The following is a 19,244-nucleotide window of genomic DNA, read 5'->3' on the forward strand; positions in this document are numbered from 1 at the left end:
TTAAAACTCATGGCGTAAAAAGAGGCCTAAGTTATCAGTATTGGTCCAGGTATTCCGACCATTTTGGCTAAAATCAGCCCCCAGGCCGTACTGCCAATCCCTTACCTTTAACCCTAGTCTAAACCGTTGAATCAGACTAAAAGTTTTGTTTTCCACTGTAGGAAAAGCATTGACCAATTCCAGCTGGGTATATAAGTGGAGGCGTTCCGAAAGTGGCGGTGTATACCGGGTCAGCACAAAAAAGTCAACATTCGGCTCCTTCTGCAATTCGGCCACTACCCAACTAAAGAAGGTAAAATCCTTGGCCAGTTTAGCGTATTGCAGGCCTGCTTTGGGATAAATTCCCCGATTGAGTAACTGCGCCACCAATACCGGAGCAAAACCCTTCCAGGCAGGGTGATTGTAAGAAAGGGCTTCGGTAAACCCAAACTGGGGCAGGTAGGTGCTGGAAGTTTGGCGGTAATCGATGCTGGCGCGGTTGCGGTTGAAAAACAAAACCCGGGAGTTGTTGCCATCATGCTTCTTGAGGTATTTAAAAAACATCAAGTCGAAGCTGGTCTTTTCGTGCCCGAGTAAAATTTCCACCGGGATTTGAGCAATGGCATTGCTCCCGATGAGGAACAACACCAATGCCAAAGTTAAAGATTTCAGGTATTTCATTTTGAGCTTATTTAATGCTCGTAAGGATGCCCAAAAATTCAGCTGGATTGACCACAAAAGGCAAATGTGAGGTGGCCATGGTGAAGGTCTTTTTGATGCTTCCGTTGGCTTTCACCATTTGTTGTTGCAGTTCGTAGCCTACCGCGGCGTCCTTGCTGGTGTGGATGTAGTATTTGGGTACTGCGCCAAAGTTTTTGGCTGTCAATACCACCTTTTCACCCAGTGGTTTGGCGGGTTCTGCCTTGTGGTATTTGACAAGTGCCTCTTTCATAAAATCGGGACAATCGGCACATACCGCGGGCGCAATCAGGTCTTTTTTGATGCTCGCCGCCGAATAATCAGCGCTGAATTCCAATGCGCCTCCTACTTTGCTTTCCCCGTCCTTTTTGGACAAAGTCAACAAATCTTCACCATTGCGGGGCAGGTAAGCGCTGACGTAGACGATCTTGTCAATTTTAGTGGGCAAATATTCAGCCACCTGCGAAGCCACTATTCCAGCCATGCTGTGGGCCACCAAAATCACCTTACCCGATTGGGCGTTGATGGCATTGCTGACGGTTTTGACATAAGCGGCCAAGGAAACCTGGTTGGCAGGAGTCAGGTCAATGCCGTGGGCGGGCAAATTGACCACCACCACATTTGCCCGTTTGGCCAGGTCGTTGCGGACAAAACCCCAGGCGCTTTCATCGGCCCAAGCCCCGTGGATCAGGACGTAGGTAGGGTAGCGTTTTTTGTCTTCCTCCAGGGCTTTGAGCACCAATTTGGCCGCAGCTTCACCGCTGTTTTGTTGCTGGCCGGTGATCAGGTTCCCGTCCTTAACTGCGTAGGCGGAAAAGGGAGCGCCACATTCGTATTTGCTGTTGGGCATTTTGCGCGCCAGGTCTTCAATGCGGAAGGGCTGGATTTGCTGGCCTACGTAGTTGTCTGCGTATTGTTCTTCGCTGGAGGCAAATCCCGTCCAACGTTTGGCTTCCACCAAATACTTGCCGTTGGGCAATTTGGCCTTTAGCAAAATACAGGTGCCGTGGCAAATGGCCGCAGTGGGTTTACCTGTTTGGTAAAAATTGACAAAAAACTGGTGTAGCTCGGTGTTTTCGTAGAAGGTGTACATCGGCCCCTGCCCACCACAAACAAAGATCGCTTTGTAATCCTGTGGATTGACTGTAGATAGTTTGAGCGTGTTTTTGGTCAAAGCCATTTTAGCAGGGTCTTTTTTAAATCCCAGCGACACGTAGTCAAAGGCTGCGTATTGGCTGGGGTCTTCGGGGTCGCTGAATCCGTCAAATTTGATTTCACCACCTTCGGGAGAGGCTATGTCTACAGTATATCCGGCTTCGCTGAATACCCAATAAGGATGCGCCAGCTCCGCGTACCACACGCCGATGGGCCAGCCGGTTTGTTTGCTCACCGAGGGGTTGGAGGCAATCATCAACACTTTGCCGTTGTTTCCGGCATTGTGCTGGGCGAATGTTGGAATCAGGAAAAGGAGTGCATAAACAACAAGGATGATCTTTTTCATTGGTTCGGAATTTGTCTAGTGGGTTAAAAAGTCTCCACAAAATTCCGGCTTATACCTACTTTTGTAAAGTGTTTAACCCAAAAGTGCGATACACACTTTTTGGTAAGTATGGACAAATCAACCCTTGCAGCATGCCAGATTTCATCTACAAAGGAAAAGTTTATTACAACCCGGTACAATTGGTGATGGAGCAGTTGGGTGGCGTGTGGAAAATGCCCATCCTCTGGCGCCTACAATTCAACACCCTCCGCTACAGTGAACTGCGTCGTGACATTCCCCATATTTCGGATAAAATGTTGACCTCCCAACTGCGGGAACTGGAGGAAGATGGCTACATCGATCGGAAAGTGTACGCCGTGGTGCCACCAAAAACGGAATACAGCCTGACGGAAAAAGGCAAGGGGAGTATTGAGTTGATTACGCGGATTAGGGAATATGGGTTGGGGTTGATGAAGGAGGTGGAGGGGTGATTATTCTTAAATCTGAGGTAAATTGATAATCAACAAATTATCAAACTTATGATCATCGACCAGCGGCAGCGCCGCCAAAACGTCTGTAGTATTTAGACCAAGTAGGACGGTTAAGGTGCGTAGCACCGGAACAAGAGCAATAGTTCCGGTACTACGTACCTCAAAATCTATCTTCATTCCTTGAACTACAGACGTTTTGGGGGCGCTGCCGCTGGTCGTCATGCCTAAGGTTACACAATTACTTGAAAATCACCCCATCTCAAGTCTATTCTACTTTAATTAGCCGAACCGAGCATTTAAGGCCACTTTCCGCATCAGAAATAAAGGGCCAAATTTGATCCTTCTTTTCTGATTTCGGGCCATAAAAATGCTTTAGAAAGATTTGCACGCTTCCATCTGCTTGCACTACCTCATTAGCGGGTCTAACCCAGTATACATTCTCCTCGCCCACCTGACCGCGCTGTCCTTTTGAATACACGCCAGGGAATGAGTTGATGTTCAAGCCTGCTTTGACCTCTTTACCTACCGTTACCAAGCCATATTCTTCCATCAGGCCAGACCCAAAGTGGCGTTCCACTTTGCGCCAATCTTTCCAGGTCGGCAAGCACCAGCCAGTTAGCTGTTCGTCCAGTTGTTTGGCTTCTTTCCAGGAATAAAGCACTTGTTGGCAGGTGCTATCCAGGCATTTACTGCCGGGAATGGGTACGTGGACATCTTCGGCAGTCCAGGTTACTCCGTCAATGGTAACGGTGAGGAATTCGGGGTCAGGGCCTAGGGGCGTTTTTTGTGCTGGATTGGCGTAAAAGAACAGGATGATGGGAAAAAGGATAGAAGAGATCATATGGTGGTGTTTAATTTTTGCTTTTCACTTTTCGCTATTCACTTTTCACTTTCAACCTGCCTTTTGAATCTGCTTCAACCACTTCCTACGCCCTTCCACCTGATAGGTTACCTTCACCGGGTTGTCAATGAATTTCAACACCATGTCGTTGGCTTCCTGTGGCACTTGGATTCTAACCCGGCCATCGGCAGCATCTACACCAATGCGGTGTTTGGTGGAATCGACCATGCCCAAAATTCCTTCTACCACACGCAAGATGCCTTTTTCTACCTTGACAGTTCCAGTGGCTTTGCGGTGCTTTTTATTGATTTCTTTGAACAAAACGCGCAATTCTGCCGCAATTTCTTCCGAAGGATTCCCACTAAGGGCATGGCTCAACCACTTTTCGGCTTCGCGCAACTCGCCGCATTCCTTGGCCAAAACGGCGGCACTTCTAAGAATGATGGAACGAGTGGGTTCTGCATCCAACAATTCCAGGTAACCTTGAGCAACCTCTTTTTCCAGTTGGTAAGCTTTTTGGTACAAATCCAAAGAACGATCAAACTGTCCTTTCTCCTTGGCCATCCAAGCTTCCTGAGCCAGGAGGTTGGCCTGACGGTGGGTGCTGCGCAATTGACGTGCTGTTTGTGTCATTTTTTTACGTAGGAAGCTTTTGGAGTTCCAAACTCGGTTACACAAATATACGCAGGCAAACCGGAATTATCCGATCGCTTGGTCTGTTGTTTTTTGATCGCCACTCTTTTTTCTACGGTATTGGTTTTGCTCTCCTTGCGAATACCCGACACTTCCAATCGCGCCAGGTAAAAATTGTATTCGTCCTCTTCATCACAGAGGTAGAAGTCAAAACCATTGTTGCCCATGGTTGGTTCCACGGCACTGCAATTTTTTACCAAAACAGTGCTGAGCAAGACCGCAATGCACATGGTGCCATAGTCGGTGGTGCGGCTGGGTTCTTGGTAGGACTTGCGGATGTTTTCCGAAATTTCTAAAGTCCAGTGGAGTTGGATGTTGTTTTTGTCGCCACGGTCGTTGATGGTGACGGGGAGGATTGTGCCGGATAAGTGGTTTTGGTCATCCATACAGACCACGGCGGCTTCGAGCATGGCGGTGGCGTAGCCGGGAGCGAGGGCGTTGAGGGTGGTGATTTGGTCGAGGTGGAGTGGGTGATTCACGGGATTTTAATTGTAATCAAAAATAGCTAAAAACGCCAAACAATTCCGAATAAACACCATAAGCTTTGAGAACTATCAGCGGTGCTAGTTACACCGTCAAACAAAATGCCCAGCAAGGTTCCCCTTGCCAGGCATTTTAAAAGTGTCGCTTACATGATGGAAAACAAAAAAGAAAAAAATGAAAAGGACTAGTACGTCACAATAACGCTAGTCAACATTATCGTCTAAAAAAGCATTGCGTTCGGAGATGTCGAGTTCTTCATCGTCGCTGATGGTCCAGCGGGAGAAGGCCTGTTCGTTGGCAGCGGGTACGTCATCGAGGTGGATGCCTCGGCGCATGTAGGCAGGTTCACCCTCCATGTTGTTGACCATCTGTGGATTGTTCAACTTCTGTGGATTGATCTCGCTGCGCAAACGTTCCTTGCGGCGCTGTTCCATTTCCTGGCGGCGGCGGCGTTCCTCTTCCATGCGATCGTGGTCCTCTTTTACAAAAGGCTCATCGTACCCATGTTTGTTACTGCGCTGGTATTTTTCGATGGTGGAGCGGATGTTGTCGAACTCCACGGTATTTTGGCCCTTGCGGGTATCTGGATCAGATTCAGTGATTTCCTTCAGACCATAGCGAGAAGTCCCCAGGTCTTTTTTTTGGCGCACATCGTCGTCATCCAAAGATACCTTGATCTTTTGGTCGCCCTTGGCCGGAATTGCTTCATCAACCGAAGGTGCATTGAAGCCGGTTGCAATGATGGTCACGCTGAGTTTGTCGCCCAGGCGCTCATCGAAGCAGTTACCCCAGATCAAGTCAGTACCATAACCCGCTTCCTCTTGGACAAATTCAGTGATCTCAAAGATTTCGTCCATGGTCACTTCTTTGCGGCCCGAGGTGATGTTCAGCAGGATGTGGCGCGCGCCCCGGATGTCGTTTTCTTCCAGCAGTGGAGAGTGCAGTGCCTCATCCACAGCCCGGCGAGCACGGTCATCACCTTCAGCGCTGGCGGTGCCCATGATGGCCATGCCAGAGTTGCACATTACGGTGCGAACGTCTTCGAAGTCCACGTTGACGTAACCTGGAACCGTGATGATTTCGGCGATCCCTTTGGCAGCAGTGGTCAGGATGTTGTCCGCTTTGGCGAAAGCATCCGAAACCGACAAGTTACCGTAAATCTGCCGCAGTTTATCGTTGGAAATGATGATGATCGTGTCTACGTTTTTGCGCAGCTCCGACAATCCTTCCACACCTTGCATGACCCGACGGCGGCCTTCAAAGTTGAAGGGCAAAGTCACGATACCTACCGTGAGGATACCCATTTCGCGGGCCGTTTTGGCAATGATTGGCGCAGCACCGGTACCGGTTCCACCACCCATACCTGCGGTCACGAACAACATTTTGCAGCCTTCACCCAGGTATTTGCGCACCTCGTCAATGGAGCTTTCACAAGCTTCTTTGCCTCGAGAAGGATGAGAGCCTGCGCCCAAACCTTCGGTACCCAAGGGAATTTGAATCGGAACGGAGCTGGCTTCCATGGCCTGCACATCGGTGTTGCAGATGGCAAAATCTACACCAACGATGCCTTGCTTAAACATGTGTGTGACGGCATTGCTACCGCCTCCACCGACGCCCAACACCTTGATGATGGAGCCTTTATTTTTTGGCATATCGAAAAGCATACCTTGCATATTTTTCGAGCTTTAATAGTTATGCTCTTGGGTTTATAAATCCGCGTCCGGTTCCGCTTCGAACCATTCCTTGGTTTTTTTGAATAAGCTATCGATCCAACGCCCGCCGGGTGCTGTTCGGGATTCTTCTTCTTCCTCCACGCTGGCCACTTTGGGCGTGCTCAGGTTTTCCTTGGGTGTTTCCACCGCTATTGGAGCCTCGGTAGCAGGTTCATTGAAGCGACCTTTTTCACGGTCTTCAATGCCTCGCATCAGCAAGCCAATTGCCGTAGCGTAAATCGGGCTGCTCAGTTGCTCGGTATAGCCGTGCGCCAGTGGCTCGATCGGGAGACCAATGCGGGTAGGCATTCCGGTGTGGTATTCGGAGAGTTTTTCGATGTGGCTGAGCAGTGCTCCACCACCCGTCAGGACGATCCCCGCGATGAGTTTGCGCTCATAGCCGGAACGGCGGATTTCCCAAACCACATAGTCGAGGATTTCTTCCACCCGCGCCTGGATGATCCGGGCCAGGTTTTTCTCCGAAATCTCTTTATGGTCACGACCACGCACCCCGGGAATGGTGATGATGCGGTTGTCGTATACTTCGTCAGCAAGGGCTGAACCAAATTTTACCTTTAGTTTTTCAGCCTGTTGGGGCATCACCGTGCAGCCTTCCTTAATGTCTTTGGTGATTACATTGCCACCAAATGGAATCACTGCCGTATGGCGAATGATGCCATCCTGGAAGATGGTGATGTCGGTGGTTCCGCCACCGATGTCCACCAGGGCTACACCTGCTTCCCGCTCCTCTTCGTTGAGTACCGACATGGCTGAAGCAATGGGCTCCAATGTCATGTTGGCAACCCGCAAGCCGGATTTTTCAACACAGCGGTACAGGTTGTTGGAGGCAGCAATTTGCCCGGTGATGATGTGAAAATTGGCTTCCAAACGAACACCCGACATCCCGATCGGATCGAGGATGCCCTGTTCGTTGTCCACCGCGTATTCCTGTGGAATGACGTGGATGATCTTGTCTCCTGGGGGTAGTACCAGTTTGTACATATCCCCGATCAACCGATCGATGTCCTCCTGGCTGATCTCTACGATATTGTTGTCGCGCATGAGGATGCCCCGGTGTTGCAAGCTCTTGATGTGCTGGCCAGCAATACCTACGTGAACCCAATCGAAATTGGCGTTCACCCCTCTACGTGCGGCGATGACTGCTTCAGAAATAGCATTAACGGTTTTTTCGATATTGGAGACCACTCCGCGCAATACGCCTTCAGAGTTGACTTTTCCAACACCTAAAATTTCTAGTTTTCCATGCTGATTCTTACGTCCCGCGATGGCACATACTTTGGTCGTGCCGATGTCTACGGCTACCACCACGTCTGATTTGCGAGCATTTGTTTCCATCATGAATGTTCAATTTGGCCTTTTCACCAAAATGGGAATGTAGGCGGTTAGTTCGGAGCGGGTTGTGTAAGCGTTTATCAGTAAGTTAGCGCAATCCTGTCTCCGTAAAATGGGATTCAATATTGTTAGTTTAGAAGTTGAGAGGTTGAGAAGTTTAGAAGTTTAGGTTAATTTCGCCCATGTTACTGCGGCAGCCTAAACTTCTCAACTCCTCAACTTTTCAACTACTTACAAATCACCTGTCCACGAAAGCGAACATCAATACTGCGGTATTTTCGCCAGCCTTCGTAGGGCATAGCTTCACGGTAAAATATCTTCAGATTCTGGATCTTATCCTGTGCATCTTCGTACTTTCCAAATACAATCTTTTGGTCGCCGATCAGGGGGGCCAAAATGAAGTCGCCGTTGCTGCTCACAAAGATTTGTCCGATCATGGCATTTAAAAATGCGTCTTTACGGAGCTCAGTGCTGAGCAAAAACAATTGTCGCAATAAGTGTTTTTCACGTTCCAAAAAGTCAGGCACATACACGGGGATGCTCCCTGTAGCCACTACCACCCGGGCAGTGAAGTGTTTGGACAGAGGCATCCGAATGCCATTTTTATCCAGGTAGTAATTCCAGCCATCTTTGTCGATGATGCGAATTACGGGTTCTCTTTGAGTCACGGTCACCCGCACAAAATCGCGGGCATCCAGGAATACTTCGGCGTCTTGCACCAGTGGGTCTTTTTCCAAAACCTGTTCCAGCCGTTCAATTTCCACGGTGCGTACTGAGCGGGATTGGAATTCATACCCGAAGGCTTTGTGGATCAGTTCGGTTACGTCCACAGGCTGCATCAGCAAATCGCCATTGGGCAAGGGTTTGATTTCCACTTCTACCCCCTTTACTGCTGCACTTTTGCGGTGGTTTACGGCCGACAGCACGACCATCGCTCCCACCAGCAGGGTGGCCATCCAGGCCAATGCTTTGAGCTGTTGCCGCGTGATCTTGTTTTTATTTGTCGATTCGGCCATCTTACGGGTTGTTTTGTTTCTTTGTACTATTCAACCAATTTCCGATTGGTTCCACCAGGGTATCAATGTCTCCTGCACCCAGGGTCAGCAATACTTCAGGTTTGTTGTTTTGCAGGGCTGGCAACAAGTCCGCTTTGCTGATCTGGTGTACATTGGGGTTCTTCATCAGTTGTACCAACATTTCAGAACTCACTCCGGGGATCGGTAGTTCCCGGGCCGGGTAAATATCCAACAAGTATATTTCGTCCAGTTGGTCCAGGGCCTCCGCAAAACCATCGGCAAAATCGCGGGTACGACTGAACAAATGGGGTTGAAACGCGCCAGTAATTTTGGAGTTGGGGAACAATTCCCGCGCCGCCCCAATGGCTGCATTCAACTCAGTGGGGTGATGCGCATAGTCATCAAAAAATGCCGTTTCCTCATCGCGGTAGATGATTTCAAAACGGCGTTTTACGCCCCGGAAAGCAGCCAGTCCGCTGCGCACATCCTCCTCTTTAGCCCCCAATTGCAAGGCGATGGACAAGGCAACAGTGGCATTTTCCACGTTGTGCCGCCCTGGTAGTGGCATGCGCAATCCTTCGATAGTCCCTTGGGGACTGGTATAATCAAACACGAAATAGCCCTTTTCTACCCGGATGTTGTGCGCCTGATAATCGCCACCTTCCACACCAAAGCTCCGATATGCGGTATTTCCATCAAAGTGATGCTGCAAACGGTGCTGCAACCACAAGGTACCACCTGGTTTAATTTGTTTGGCAAAAGCCTTGAAGCCGGTATTCAGCAGCGTTTCTTCGTCCCCATAAATGTCCAAATGATCGGCATCCATCGACATGATGGACGCGATATCGGGATAGAGGTGCAAAAAGGAACGGTCAAACTCATCGGCTTCAACCACTACCCAATCGCTGCTACCCAGCACGTAATTGGATTCAAAATTGCGGGCAATACCGCCCAAAAAGGCGGTACAATCTACCCCGGTGCTGCGCAACAAGTGAGCAGTAAGCGAGGAAGTAGTCGTTTTACCATGCGTCCCCGCAATGGCTACGGTTTTCATACCCCGACTGATGATGCCCAATACTTCCGCCCGTTTTTTGATGGGTGTGCCATTTTGCAAAAAATGCTGGTATTCTGCATGGCTAGTCGGAACTGCTGGCGTATACACCACCAGATCAACACCTGCTGGAATTTTAGTCAAATCTTCTTCATAATGTACATGCATGCCTTCAGCTTCCAACGCGCGGGTCAGCTCAGTGGAAGTGCGATCGTAACCGTGTACTTCTACCCCACGTTGGAGGAAATAGCGGGCGATGGCGCTCATGCCGATGCCGCCGATTCCGATGAAATAAAGCTTTTTAATGTCTTGAAGGTCAAGCATAACGTTGTATTATTTCACTAAGCTCAGTACTTGCTCCGCAATCTCCTCAGCAGCATTGGGTTTCGCCAGCGCGAGGATATTTTGGGCAAGGGTGTTGCGTTTGGTTTCGTTTTGCAATAGTTCCAGGGCTGCGGGTAAAAGTGCAGAGACTGTATCCGCATTGCGGACCATAATCGCGGCATTTTTATCTACCAAAGCCTGGGCGTTTTTCGTTTGGTGGTCTTCCGCCACAAAGGGCGAGGGCACCAAAATGGCAGGTTTCCCCACCAGGCACAATTCGGAGATGGTCAAAGCGCCTGCCCGCGAGCAAACTACGTCTGCTGCTGCATAAGCCAAATCCATCCGATCGATAAAGGCCATTAGTTTTACGTTGGGCAACTGCGCCGTTGCACAGTTTTGGTATTTCTCATGGTGGCTTCCACCACATTGCCAAAGCACTTGTACATCAGGGTTGTTTTGCCAAAAACTGGTGTTTTGCGCCATGGCTTCATTGATGGACAAAGCGCCCAAACTTCCGCCAAAAATCAGGAGGGTTGGTTTGTTTGCTTCGAGGCCGAAATGGTTGCGCGCAGCACCAGCATCAGTAGCCTGGGCCACCGAGCGACGTACCGGATTCCCGGTGAGGACAATTTTGTCCGCCGGAAAAAAGCGCTCCATCCCTTCGTAAGCCACACATACTTTTTGTACCCTCTGGCTCAACAATTTATTGGTCACTCCAGCATACGAGTTTTGCTCCTGGATCAGGGCAGGGACTCCCTTGCGGGTGGCAATATCCAACAGTGGCCCACTAGCGTATCCGCCAACACCTACTGCAGCTTGTGGCTTGAACTTGCGCACAATGGAGCGGGCTTTGAGCAAACTGTACACCAGTTTTACCGGAAAAAGCAAATTGCGGAGCGACAAGGAGCGTTGGAATCCACTGATCCACAAACCTTCGATCGAGTACCCGGCTTTGGGTACTTTCTCCATTTCGATTTTTCCTTGTGCACCCACAAAAAGAATCTGCGCGCCGGGCACTTTTGCCACGATCGCGTCAGCAATGGCAATCGCCGGAAACACATGGCCCCCGGTACCGCCGCCGCTGATGATGATTCTTGGTGCACTATCTCTTTTCATTTAGTCTGCTTCGTTTAGTTCTACAAATCGGCTCACACTCAGAATGATACCAAAAGCAATACAGGTGAACAATGTGGAGGTACCCCCTCGACTCACCATAGGCAGGGTAACCCCGGCCACAGGAATCAAGTGTAGTGCCGTAGCAATATTGACAAAAGCCTGTGTGATCAGTAATATTCCCAAACCCAAGGCTACCATCGCTCCAAATGCTTTGGAACTCTTGGTTACCAGGCGAGTAATGCGGAAAAAGAGAACGATGTACATTGAAATCACAATCACCCCACCGATCACACCATACTCTTCGCAAAGAATAGCATAGATAAAATCGGAATAGGGAGAAGGCAAGTAGTTGCGTTGAATGCTGTTGCCAGGCCCTACACCAAACCACTCGCCATTGGCGATGGCGATTTTGGCTTGCTGCACCTGATAACCTCCATCCGGATTGGTCACAAAATCCCGAATCCGGGAAGACCAGGTATCTACCCGAATAAATCCGGGAAAAGCATCTGCTGAAAAGATCAAGAGTGCAAAAACCATCAGCCCTAACACCAAGAGGGCGATGATAAAACGTACATCAACCCGCCCTACGAACATCATCATCAGGCAGGTAAAAAACAACAAAACGCCCGTGGAAAGGTCCGCCGGGGCGATCAAGCCACAAATGATGAGTACGGGTACGATGATCGGGATAAAAGCCGATTTCCAGTCTTTGATGTAATCCTGTTTGGCTGAAATAGAGCGGGCCACGTAAATCACCAATGCAATTTTGGCAAAATCCGAAGTTTGGAAAGTCAACCCAGTAAAGGGAATGGCAACCCAGCGCCGGGCGTCGTTGATGTTGGCCCCAAAAAACAGGGTATAAAAAAGTAAGAGTAAGGCAATGAAAAACAAATAAGGAGCCGCGCGGTGAAAGCGCATGTAATTAAAGGTGTGGCAGAAATAGGTGATCAACAACCCACCCATCACGAATACGGTTTGCCGGACGAGGAATGCCTCAGTATTGCCACCACCTTTCGCATAAGCCAGTGTACCTGTAGAGCTGTACACCACCAACAGCGAGAATACTGCCAAAATGGACAGCACCGCCCAAATGGAACGATCCCCCTGTAATTCTGAACTGATTCTCGCAAAAACGCTCATAGTAATGATGAATGATAAGTAATGAGTGATGAATCCGCTCCGAGTAAGGGGCAACCCATCACTCATTACTTATCATTCATCACTCATCACTCCAAAGACTGCGGCTTTAAATTGCTCGCCACGGTCTTCGTAGTTTTTGAATAAGTCGAAACTGGCACAAGCGGGCGAAAGTAAAACGGTATCCCCAGCGCTCGCTAATCGCGTTGCTTGTTGTACCGCTTCCACCGCCGATCCGGTTTCCACAATTGTATCGATGACTCCATTGAAACTTTGGACAATTTTACTATTGTCCAGTCCCATGCACACAATGGCTTTGACTTTGGCTTTGACAAAATCGAGCAGAGGCCCGTAGTCGTTGCCTTTGTCCTGGCCACCTACGATCCAAACAGTGGGTTTGGTCATGGCTTGCAGGGCGTAGTACACCGAATCGACGTTGGTCGCTTTGCTGTCGTTGATGTATTCCACACCATTTACAGTAGCCACTTTTTCGAGTCGGTGGGGAGCATTTACGAAGGTGTTCAAACCTTCCTGAATTACAGCAGGCGCAATGCCCAGTTGAAGCGCGGTTTGCACAGCAAACAATGCATTCATGTAATTGTGCTGCCCCATCAATGGAGTTGTACTCATTTCAAATGTAAACCCGCCAACTTTAAGGCGAGTCCCCTCCGTCATGCTGGAGGAAATGGCTAGCGGTTTAGCCTGGGTGGGGTACTTTTGTAACTGCCCGCCCACATTGGGGTCGTCGGCATTGTACAAAAAAGTATCCCGGGTCTCTTGTGCCCGTACGATGTTGAACTTTGCCGCCGCGTAATTCTCCAATTGATAGTTGTAGCGATCCAAATGGTCGGGCGTAATGTTCAAAATCATCGAAATGTCCGGGCGGTATTCCTGAATGCCTTCCAACTGGAAACTACTCAGTTCCAACACGTAGTAGACATAATCGCGTTCGGCCACAATTCGGGCGAAGCTTTTGCCTACATTCCCGCCCATCGCTACATCGAGGCCCGCTTTGGCGAGTAGATGGTAGATCAGGTTGGTCGTGGTCGTTTTACCATTGCTTCCGGTAATGCCGATGGTAAAATGCTGGGTATACCGCGCTGCAAATTCAATTTCGGAGATGACCGGCAATCCTTTTTGGAAAATTTCCTGTAAAAGGGGGGCCTTATCCGGGATGCCCGGGCTTTTGATGATCAGGTCGGCGGCCAGAATGCGTTCATGGTCGTGAGTGCCTTCTTCAAAAGCAATGCCTTGCTGGTTCAACTCCGTTTTGTACTGTTCTTTGATCTGACCTTTGTCAGATACAAATACTTCATGGCCTTTTTGCAAAGCCAATATTGCTGCTCCGACGCCGCTTTCGCCAGCGCCCAGAATGGCGATATTCAATTTTTGATCGAGGCTCATGGTTCTAGCGGGTTTTAAGGGTTATGATGGTCATCACAGCCAATAAAATACCGACGATCCAAAAGCGGGTCACAATTTTCACCTCGTGCATTCCCTTCTTCTGATAGTGGTGGTGCAGGGGTGACATCAGGAAAATCCTACGGCCTTCGCCGTACTTCCGCTTAGTGTATTTGAAATAGGCTACTTGCAGGACGACTGACAAGTTTTCTACTACAAAAATCCCGCAGAGCATAGGGATCAACAACTCTTTGCGGAGCAAAATAGCCAAAGCAGCGATGATGCCGCCGAGGGTCAAACTGCCCGTATCTCCCATGAATACCTGCGCCGGAAAGGCATTGTACCACAAAAAGCCGATACAAGCGCCCACCAAACAAGCTGAAAAGACTACCAATTCCTCGGTTCCTGGCAAGTGCAGGATGTTGAGGTAGTTGGCGGCAATCGCGTTGGAAGAAACGTAGGCAAAAATGCCCAGCGTAGCACCAATGATTCCCGAAACCCCCGTTGCCAGGCCATCAATTCCATCCGTCAGGTTAGCAGCATTGGATACCGCTGTTACCACGATGATGATGAAAGGGATGTACAACAACCACAGCCATTTTTTGTCTGATTCTGGGCCCCCCGGCATGAGCCAGGCATAATCCAGGTGGTTGTTTTTCAAAAAGGGCACGTTGGTGACGTTGGTTTTGTAGTCCGCTTTTTGGACGGCAGTTCCATCTGGCTCTTCAGAATAGATGAAACTGCTGACTCGATCCGACTCTGCCAAACCGGCTTCTTGCGCCGCATTGGTTTCCATCCGCACCTTGATGTCGGGGTTGAACATCATCGCCGTAGCAATGATGATGCCCAGTACCACCTGGCCGATGATTTTGTAGCGCCCACTCAAGCCTTCTTTATTTTTCATAAAGACCTTGATGTAGTCGTCGACAAAACCAATAATCGCCATCCAGGAGGTTGTGACCACCATAATGATGATGTAGATGTTGTCGAGTTTGGACATCAACAGACAAGGGATCAATATGGCCAAAATGATGATCACGCCGCCCATGGTAGGCGTGCCTTTTTTAGAGGTCTGCCCTTCCAAGCCGAGTTCGCGGATCGTTTCACCAATTTGTTGCTTTTGCAAATACTTGATGATGCGTCCGCCCAACACCATTGAAATGATCAGGGAAAGAATGATTGCTACCCCGGCCCGGAAAGTAATGTACTGAAACAAACCAGAGCCTAGAAAGTGCCCAAAATTGGCTTTTAGCCAATCGACTAAGTTAATCAGCATAAGTCTTGATGATTGTAAGGATCCAGTTGGTTTTGAAGCAACTGGCAAACACCCTATTTTACTTTTAAAGCCGCAAAAATAGCAATTCTCCCCTGCTTTCCACTTTTGGTGGCGCAAGAGTTATCCACAAAGCCTCAATTTTAGCTTGTCCTTTAAACAAACTAAAGCGAAAATTCTTCGTTCAGAATTTCCTTATCGTCAAAGGGATGTTTCACCCCTTTAATTTCCTGGTATTTTTCATGGCCTTTGCCCGCAACCAATACAACATCACCACTTTGCGCCAAACGGCAAGCCGTTCGAATGGCTTCTTTGCGGTCGGTGATACTCAGCACCTGGCGGCGTGACTCGGCAGGAACTCCAGCCTCCATCTCGCGGATGATGGCTTCGGGTTCTTCCGAGCGTGGGTTGTCGCTGGTCAGAATCACCTGATCGCTGTATTGGCAAGCCACTTTCGCCATGGTGGGTCGTTTGGTACGATCCCGATCACCACCACAACCTACTACGGTCAGCACTTTGGAGTCTGCTTTGCGCAGGGCCTGGATGGTTTCCAGCACTTTTTCCAAAGCATCCGGCGTATGGGCGTAGTCAACGATTGCGGTGACCTTGCGCTTGGCGTCGAGTACATAGTCGAAGCGGCCTTCGGCAGCTTTGAGCTGGCTCAGTTGGGTGAGTGTGTCTACTTTGTCCTGTTCCAGCAAAATTGCCGTGGCATACACTGCGAGGAGGTTGTAGGCGTTGAACTCACCGATCAGGCGGCCATAAAAATCCTGATTGTCAATGTCCAGATGCAGCCCCGTTAGGCTGTTCTCGATGATGCGGGCCCGAAATTCGGCCATTTGCCGCAAGCTGTAGCGGTAAACTGTCGCTGCGGTGTTTTGGGTCATCACCATCCCCCGTTTGTCATCAACATTGACCAAGGCAAAAGCTTTTTTCGACAATTGGTCAAAGAAGCCTTTTTTGGCGCGAATGTAGTTGTCAAAGGTTTTATGGTAATCCAGGTGATCATGGGTGATGTTTGTGAAAATGGCCCCTTTGAAGTCCAGTCCAGCAATCCGGCCTTGGTCGACCGCATGAGAACTCACTTCCATAAAGGCATATTCACAACCAGCTTCCACCATCTGGGCCAACAATGCGTTGATGGCTACGGCATCGGGCGTTGTGTGGGTAGAAGCGACCACCTGGCCGGCAATGCGATTTTCTACTGTTGATAGCAAACCACATTTGAAGCCTAAACCACTAAATAGGTCATAGAGTAAAGTAACCGTAGTTGTTTTGCCATTCGTACCCGTTACCCCAACCAGATTGAGTTGGTGAGAGGGGTGCTCGTAAAAAGCGGAGGCTAAAAAGCCCAAGGCTTGAGCTGAATTGGCAACTTGAACAATGGTTACCTGATCCGGAACGTTTTCCGGTATCGTTTCCACAATCAGGGCGCGGGTATTTGCTTGTAAAACCTGAGGTATAAATTGGTGGCCATCCACCTGCACTCCTTTTACGGCTACAAACAATTTATTCGGGCCCGCCTTGCGGGAATCAAAAATAACTTCCTCAATCGCGATGTCTGTCGAACCCAAAATCTGCAAAGTTTTTAGTCCTTGCAGCAATGATTTTAAGGTTTTGCCAGTTTGATCCATGTCTTCTTTCATCGCAAGGTTATTGATATCGTCTGTCCACGTATTTTGGAATTGGGCGGTATCGATTGACTGATCACCTTCCCTACCCCATTGAGCCTTACCTTAAGCCCGGCATTTTCCAGGGCGTACAGCGCGTCTCTTAAAGTCATTCCCAATACATTCGGCACAACGCGCTCCGTCAATACCCGATCCTGAAAAAGGATAGAATCGGCATGAGTGCGGATTACTGCCATTTCGGTTCCGGGACGCCCGTAAAATGGGAGGTCCAGGTATTTCATAGCCGTACGTAAATCCCCGGCGGCACCCGCATCCAAACCTGGGAGGGCTTCGCTTTTCATCGGAGGCCGCTCAGCCAGATTGACTGGGGTTTGGTGGTTGGTGCCCGTAGCCATGATTTTATCGGCCACTTCCCGGAAGATTGGGCCCGCAACATCAGAGCCATAAAATCCGGCTTTACGTGGGCGATGAATCACCACAATACAGGAATATCGAGGATTTTCAGCGGGAAAATACCCTACAAATGAAGCCCGGTAACCACCAATCTGGATGTTTTTACCACTGCGTTTGTAGTTGATTTGCGCTGTACCTGTTTTACCCGCAAAATTGTAGGCATCCGTTTTTAGCTTTTTGGCCGTACCATCATTGACTACTCCTTCCAACAGTTGGCGGATGCGTTGAATCGAGTTCGCAGATGCAATCTGTCTTTTTACAACCGTTGGTGGAAACTCTTCCAGAATCTCACCATACCGTTGAGTACCCGCAACCAAATAGGGTTTCATCATCGTCCCGTTGTTGGCGATGGAGTTGTAAAAAGTCAACAATTGCAGTGGAGTGATCCGCAATTCATAGCCATGGGAAATCCAGGGCAAAGAAATACCACTCCAGGTTTCACTAAATGCTTCTTTCAAGTAAGGATTGGCTTCGCCTTCAATTTCTACCCCTGAAGGCAAGTGCAAATTGAATTGTTTGAGTCGACGGATAAAACGATCAGGTCCATTTCCGGAGCCATAAAAACGCTGAGCCAAGCCGGCAATCCCTACGTTGGAAGATATTTCAAAAGCTTTTTGGATTGAAATGGTATCCAAATCGATACTTTCGGTCGAAGCGTCTACCATTAGTTGTTCAAAAAACTGTGCTTTACCATGATTGATGTTGATCGAATCCTGAAGTTTGATCACGTTGTCCTCCAGAAGTGCCAACATGGTGGCTGTTTTAAAGGTAGAGCCCGGTTCAACCGACGACCCAATGGCGTAGTTGAAGGATTCCCACCAACCTGTTTCCCCACGTCCCAAATTGGCAATGGCGCGGATCGCGCCGGTTTTTACATCCATTACTACCGCCGTTCCCCATTCAGCGTCGTGCGCATTCATCCCACGCAGCAAAGCGTTTTCCACGATGTCCTGAATATTGACATCGATGGTGGTGAGCACATCGTCTCCACTTTTGGGGTCCATGGCGGTAAGGTCTTCCAAAGGCAACCAGATGTCTTTTCTGGCATCCACCCGAATCATCATTTGTCCACCGGGTTGGCCACGCAGGATTGAATCCATGGCACCTTCAATACCAACAGGTTTGGCATTTTCCCGTACATAACCAATGGTACGTTGGGCCAATAAGCCAAATGGGCGGCGGCGCTCATTGCGTTGTTCAACGATCAAACCTCCCCGAAAACGACCTTTATTGAACAAGGGATACTGCTCTATTTTGGCTTTTTCAATAAAGGTGGCCCCTTTTTTGATCAAGATGTGGCGGTTGCTGGAATCGGCACGTGCCCGGATGAGATAATCTCGCAAGCCTCCGGGAGTGTAAGTATCATCAACGTAGCTAGCCAGGCAGTAAGACAAAGAATCAATATTTTCATTAAAATCCTTGATCTGTGGCGCTACCGGGTCGAAGTACAAATCGAAATAAGGGATGGAGGTAGACAACACACTGCCATCCAAAGCCAGGATGTTTCCCCGATCGGCTTCGATGGCTTTAAAACGCACATAATTGTCCTTACCCTGTTGACGCCATGCTTCGCCCTGTACTGCACTGATAACGATGGTGCGGTATACCATAATGACGGCGGCCGGTATGAAAATACCGAACAACAAGAAGTAAATCCGATAAAGAATTTCGTTCTTGATTTCCATCATTTTGTTTTGTCGATTGTGGGAAGCGACGCCCAACAATCAAAGATTAATAATCGTTTTTGTCTTGCACTACTATGCGTTTTGGCTGCGTCCCAAACGCTTCAAAGTTTTCATCCTTCAATTGCTCTGCTAACTCAGACTGGCGGCTGTTGTACATGTTTTCTGATTCCAGGGTCATGTATTGCCAACGCAGTTCGCGCAATTCACGTTGCAACTGTTGGATGTGGCGTACGTTTTTTTCAGCAAAGCGGGAATTGGCAATGTAGATCACCGCCAAAAAGCCCAAAAACAGGACAAAAGACAGGTTCTTGAGGATGAGTTCCGAGGTAAGGAAGCCAAGCTCAAAGTATTGTCCGATGCCTGATTTTTTTGCCATTTTATTCGTTTTGTTGGGGCGACCCTGTGTGGTCGCCCTTGCAGGGGCAA

General features: G+C 49.0%; 18 protein-coding genes. 1 reads left to right on the forward strand and 17 read right to left on the reverse strand.

Annotated elements, in window-relative coordinates:
* Window positions 1-660, reverse strand: coding sequence for a hypothetical protein (locus ACO08K_RS06895; protein WP_421795654.1), 660 nt, complete (start codon window positions 658-660; stop codon window positions 1-3).
* Window positions 661-667: 7 nt separating this feature from the next.
* Window positions 668-2,179, reverse strand: coding sequence for an alpha/beta fold hydrolase (locus tag ACO08K_RS06900; protein WP_421795655.1), 1,512 nt, complete (start codon window positions 2,177-2,179; stop codon window positions 668-670).
* 131 nt (window positions 2,180-2,310) lie between these two features.
* Between ACO08K_RS06900 and ACO08K_RS06905 the strand changes: the two genes are divergently transcribed.
* Window positions 2,311-2,649 (forward strand): winged helix-turn-helix transcriptional regulator, encoded by a 339-nt coding sequence (locus ACO08K_RS06905; protein ID WP_421795656.1) that lies wholly within the window; start codon window positions 2,311-2,313, stop codon window positions 2,647-2,649.
* A 6-nt stretch (window positions 2,650-2,655) separates the two neighbouring features.
* On the opposite strand, the gene ACO08K_RS06910 is transcribed toward ACO08K_RS06905, so the two are convergent.
* The 15 genes from ACO08K_RS06910 to ACO08K_RS06980 form a co-directional block, all read right to left on the reverse strand.
* Window positions 2,656-2,871: a hypothetical protein gene (locus ACO08K_RS06910; protein ID WP_421795657.1), complete on the reverse strand. Its 216-nt coding sequence runs from the start codon at window positions 2,869-2,871 to the stop codon at window positions 2,656-2,658.
* A gap of 43 nt (window positions 2,872-2,914) precedes the next feature.
* The gene (locus ACO08K_RS06915; protein WP_421795658.1) at window positions 2,915-3,490 is read right to left on the reverse strand and encodes a hypothetical protein; all 576 of its coding nucleotides are present in this window, start codon (window positions 3,488-3,490) and stop codon (window positions 2,915-2,917) included.
* A 51-nt stretch (window positions 3,491-3,541) separates the two neighbouring features.
* Window positions 3,542-4,123: a hypothetical protein gene (locus ACO08K_RS06920; protein WP_421795659.1), complete on the reverse strand. Its 582-nt coding sequence runs from the start codon at window positions 4,121-4,123 to the stop codon at window positions 3,542-3,544.
* Window positions 4,120-4,662: a hypothetical protein gene (locus ACO08K_RS06925; RefSeq protein WP_421795660.1), complete on the reverse strand. Its 543-nt coding sequence runs from the start codon at window positions 4,660-4,662 to the stop codon at window positions 4,120-4,122. The genes ACO08K_RS06920 and ACO08K_RS06925 overlap by 4 nt, the downstream gene beginning before the upstream one ends.
* Before the next feature lie 207 nt (window positions 4,663-4,869).
* Entirely contained in the window at window positions 4,870-6,330 is a 1,461-nt protein-coding gene (gene ftsZ / locus ACO08K_RS06930; RefSeq protein WP_421795661.1) for a cell division protein FtsZ, read from the reverse strand.
* A 42-nt stretch (window positions 6,331-6,372) separates the two neighbouring features.
* The gene (gene ftsA, locus ACO08K_RS06935; protein ID WP_421795662.1) at window positions 6,373-7,737 is read right to left on the reverse strand and encodes a cell division protein FtsA; all 1,365 of its coding nucleotides are present in this window, start codon (window positions 7,735-7,737) and stop codon (window positions 6,373-6,375) included.
* Window positions 7,738-7,958: 221 nt separating this feature from the next.
* Window positions 7,959-8,747 carry a cell division protein FtsQ/DivIB gene (locus ACO08K_RS06940; RefSeq protein ID WP_421795663.1) on the reverse strand — a complete coding sequence of 263 codons (789 nt, stop codon included), beginning with the start codon at window positions 8,745-8,747 and terminating at the stop codon, window positions 7,959-7,961.
* A 1-nt stretch (window position 8,748) separates the two neighbouring features.
* The gene (gene murC / locus ACO08K_RS06945; RefSeq protein WP_421795664.1) at window positions 8,749-10,122 is read right to left on the reverse strand and encodes a UDP-N-acetylmuramate--L-alanine ligase; all 1,374 of its coding nucleotides are present in this window, start codon (window positions 10,120-10,122) and stop codon (window positions 8,749-8,751) included.
* A 9-nt stretch (window positions 10,123-10,131) separates the two neighbouring features.
* Window positions 10,132-11,238, reverse strand: a complete 1,107-nt coding sequence (gene murG, locus ACO08K_RS06950) for an undecaprenyldiphospho-muramoylpentapeptide beta-N-acetylglucosaminyltransferase (protein WP_421795665.1) — start codon at window positions 11,236-11,238, stop codon at window positions 10,132-10,134.
* A complete protein-coding gene (locus ACO08K_RS06955; RefSeq protein WP_421795666.1) occupies window positions 11,239-12,378 on the reverse strand; it encodes an FtsW/RodA/SpoVE family cell cycle protein in 1,140 nt (379 codons plus the stop codon). It lies immediately after the preceding gene.
* Window positions 12,379-12,450: 72 nt separating this feature from the next.
* Window positions 12,451-13,779, reverse strand: a complete 1,329-nt coding sequence (gene murD / locus ACO08K_RS06960) for a UDP-N-acetylmuramoyl-L-alanine--D-glutamate ligase (protein WP_421795667.1) — start codon at window positions 13,777-13,779, stop codon at window positions 12,451-12,453.
* 4 nt (window positions 13,780-13,783) lie between these two features.
* Window positions 13,784-15,052 carry a phospho-N-acetylmuramoyl-pentapeptide-transferase gene (gene mraY / locus ACO08K_RS06965; RefSeq protein ID WP_421795668.1) on the reverse strand — a complete coding sequence of 423 codons (1,269 nt, stop codon included), beginning with the start codon at window positions 15,050-15,052 and terminating at the stop codon, window positions 13,784-13,786.
* A gap of 161 nt (window positions 15,053-15,213) precedes the next feature.
* Complete coding sequence (locus ACO08K_RS06970) at window positions 15,214-16,695, reverse strand: UDP-N-acetylmuramoyl-L-alanyl-D-glutamate--2,6-diaminopimelate ligase (RefSeq protein WP_421795669.1); 1,482 nt, start codon at window positions 16,693-16,695, stop codon at window positions 15,214-15,216.
* Window positions 16,692-18,821 (reverse strand): penicillin-binding protein, encoded by a 2,130-nt coding sequence (locus ACO08K_RS06975; protein WP_421795670.1) that lies wholly within the window; start codon window positions 18,819-18,821, stop codon window positions 16,692-16,694. The genes ACO08K_RS06970 and ACO08K_RS06975 overlap by 4 nt, the downstream gene beginning before the upstream one ends.
* Before the next feature lie 43 nt (window positions 18,822-18,864).
* Window positions 18,865-19,194: an FtsL-like putative cell division protein gene (locus ACO08K_RS06980; RefSeq protein WP_421795671.1), complete on the reverse strand. Its 330-nt coding sequence runs from the start codon at window positions 19,192-19,194 to the stop codon at window positions 18,865-18,867.
* Window positions 19,195-19,244 lie beyond the last annotated feature (50 nt).

The sequence above is a fragment of the Haliscomenobacter sp. genome, assembly GCF_965225875.1.
Lineage (GTDB): Bacteria > Bacteroidota > Bacteroidia > Chitinophagales > Saprospiraceae > Haliscomenobacter.

Excerpts from the sequence above, each read along its gene's own strand:
- ACO08K_RS06895 (WP_421795654.1), bottom strand. The coding sequence starts at position 660 with ATGAAATACCTGAAATCTTTAACTTTGGCATTGGTGTTGTTCCTCATC.
- ACO08K_RS06900 (WP_421795655.1), bottom strand. The coding sequence starts at position 2,179 with ATGAAAAAGATCATCCTTGTTGTTTATGCACTCCTTTTCCTGATTCCA.
- ACO08K_RS06905 (WP_421795656.1), top strand. The coding sequence starts at position 2,311 with ATGCCAGATTTCATCTACAAAGGAAAAGTTTATTACAACCCGGTACAA.
- ACO08K_RS06910 (WP_421795657.1), bottom strand. The coding sequence starts at position 2,871 with ATGACGACCAGCGGCAGCGCCCCCAAAACGTCTGTAGTTCAAGGAATG.
- ACO08K_RS06915 (WP_421795658.1), bottom strand. The coding sequence starts at position 3,490 with ATGATCTCTTCTATCCTTTTTCCCATCATCCTGTTCTTTTACGCCAAT.
- ACO08K_RS06920 (WP_421795659.1), bottom strand. The coding sequence starts at position 4,123 with ATGACACAAACAGCACGTCAATTGCGCAGCACCCACCGTCAGGCCAAC.
- ftsZ (WP_421795661.1), bottom strand. The coding sequence starts at position 6,330 with ATGCTTTTCGATATGCCAAAAAATAAAGGCTCCATCATCAAGGTGTTG.
- ftsA (WP_421795662.1), bottom strand. The coding sequence starts at position 7,737 with ATGATGGAAACAAATGCTCGCAAATCAGACGTGGTGGTAGCCGTAGAC.
- ACO08K_RS06940 (WP_421795663.1), bottom strand. The coding sequence starts at position 8,747 with ATGGCCGAATCGACAAATAAAAACAAGATCACGCGGCAACAGCTCAAA.
- murC (WP_421795664.1), bottom strand. The coding sequence starts at position 10,122 with ATGCTTGACCTTCAAGACATTAAAAAGCTTTATTTCATCGGAATCGGC.
- murG (WP_421795665.1), bottom strand. The coding sequence starts at position 11,238 with ATGAAAAGAGATAGTGCACCAAGAATCATCATCAGCGGCGGCGGTACC.
- ACO08K_RS06955 (WP_421795666.1), bottom strand. The coding sequence starts at position 12,378 with ATGAGCGTTTTTGCGAGAATCAGTTCAGAATTACAGGGGGATCGTTCC.
- murD (WP_421795667.1), bottom strand. The coding sequence starts at position 13,779 with ATGAGCCTCGATCAAAAATTGAATATCGCCATTCTGGGCGCTGGCGAA.
- mraY (WP_421795668.1), bottom strand. The coding sequence starts at position 15,052 with ATGCTGATTAACTTAGTCGATTGGCTAAAAGCCAATTTTGGGCACTTT.
- ACO08K_RS06970 (WP_421795669.1), bottom strand. The coding sequence starts at position 16,695 with ATGAAAGAAGACATGGATCAAACTGGCAAAACCTTAAAATCATTGCTG.
- ACO08K_RS06975 (WP_421795670.1), bottom strand. The coding sequence starts at position 18,821 with ATGATGGAAATCAAGAACGAAATTCTTTATCGGATTTACTTCTTGTTG.
- ACO08K_RS06980 (WP_421795671.1), bottom strand. The coding sequence starts at position 19,194 with ATGGCAAAAAAATCAGGCATCGGACAATACTTTGAGCTTGGCTTCCTT.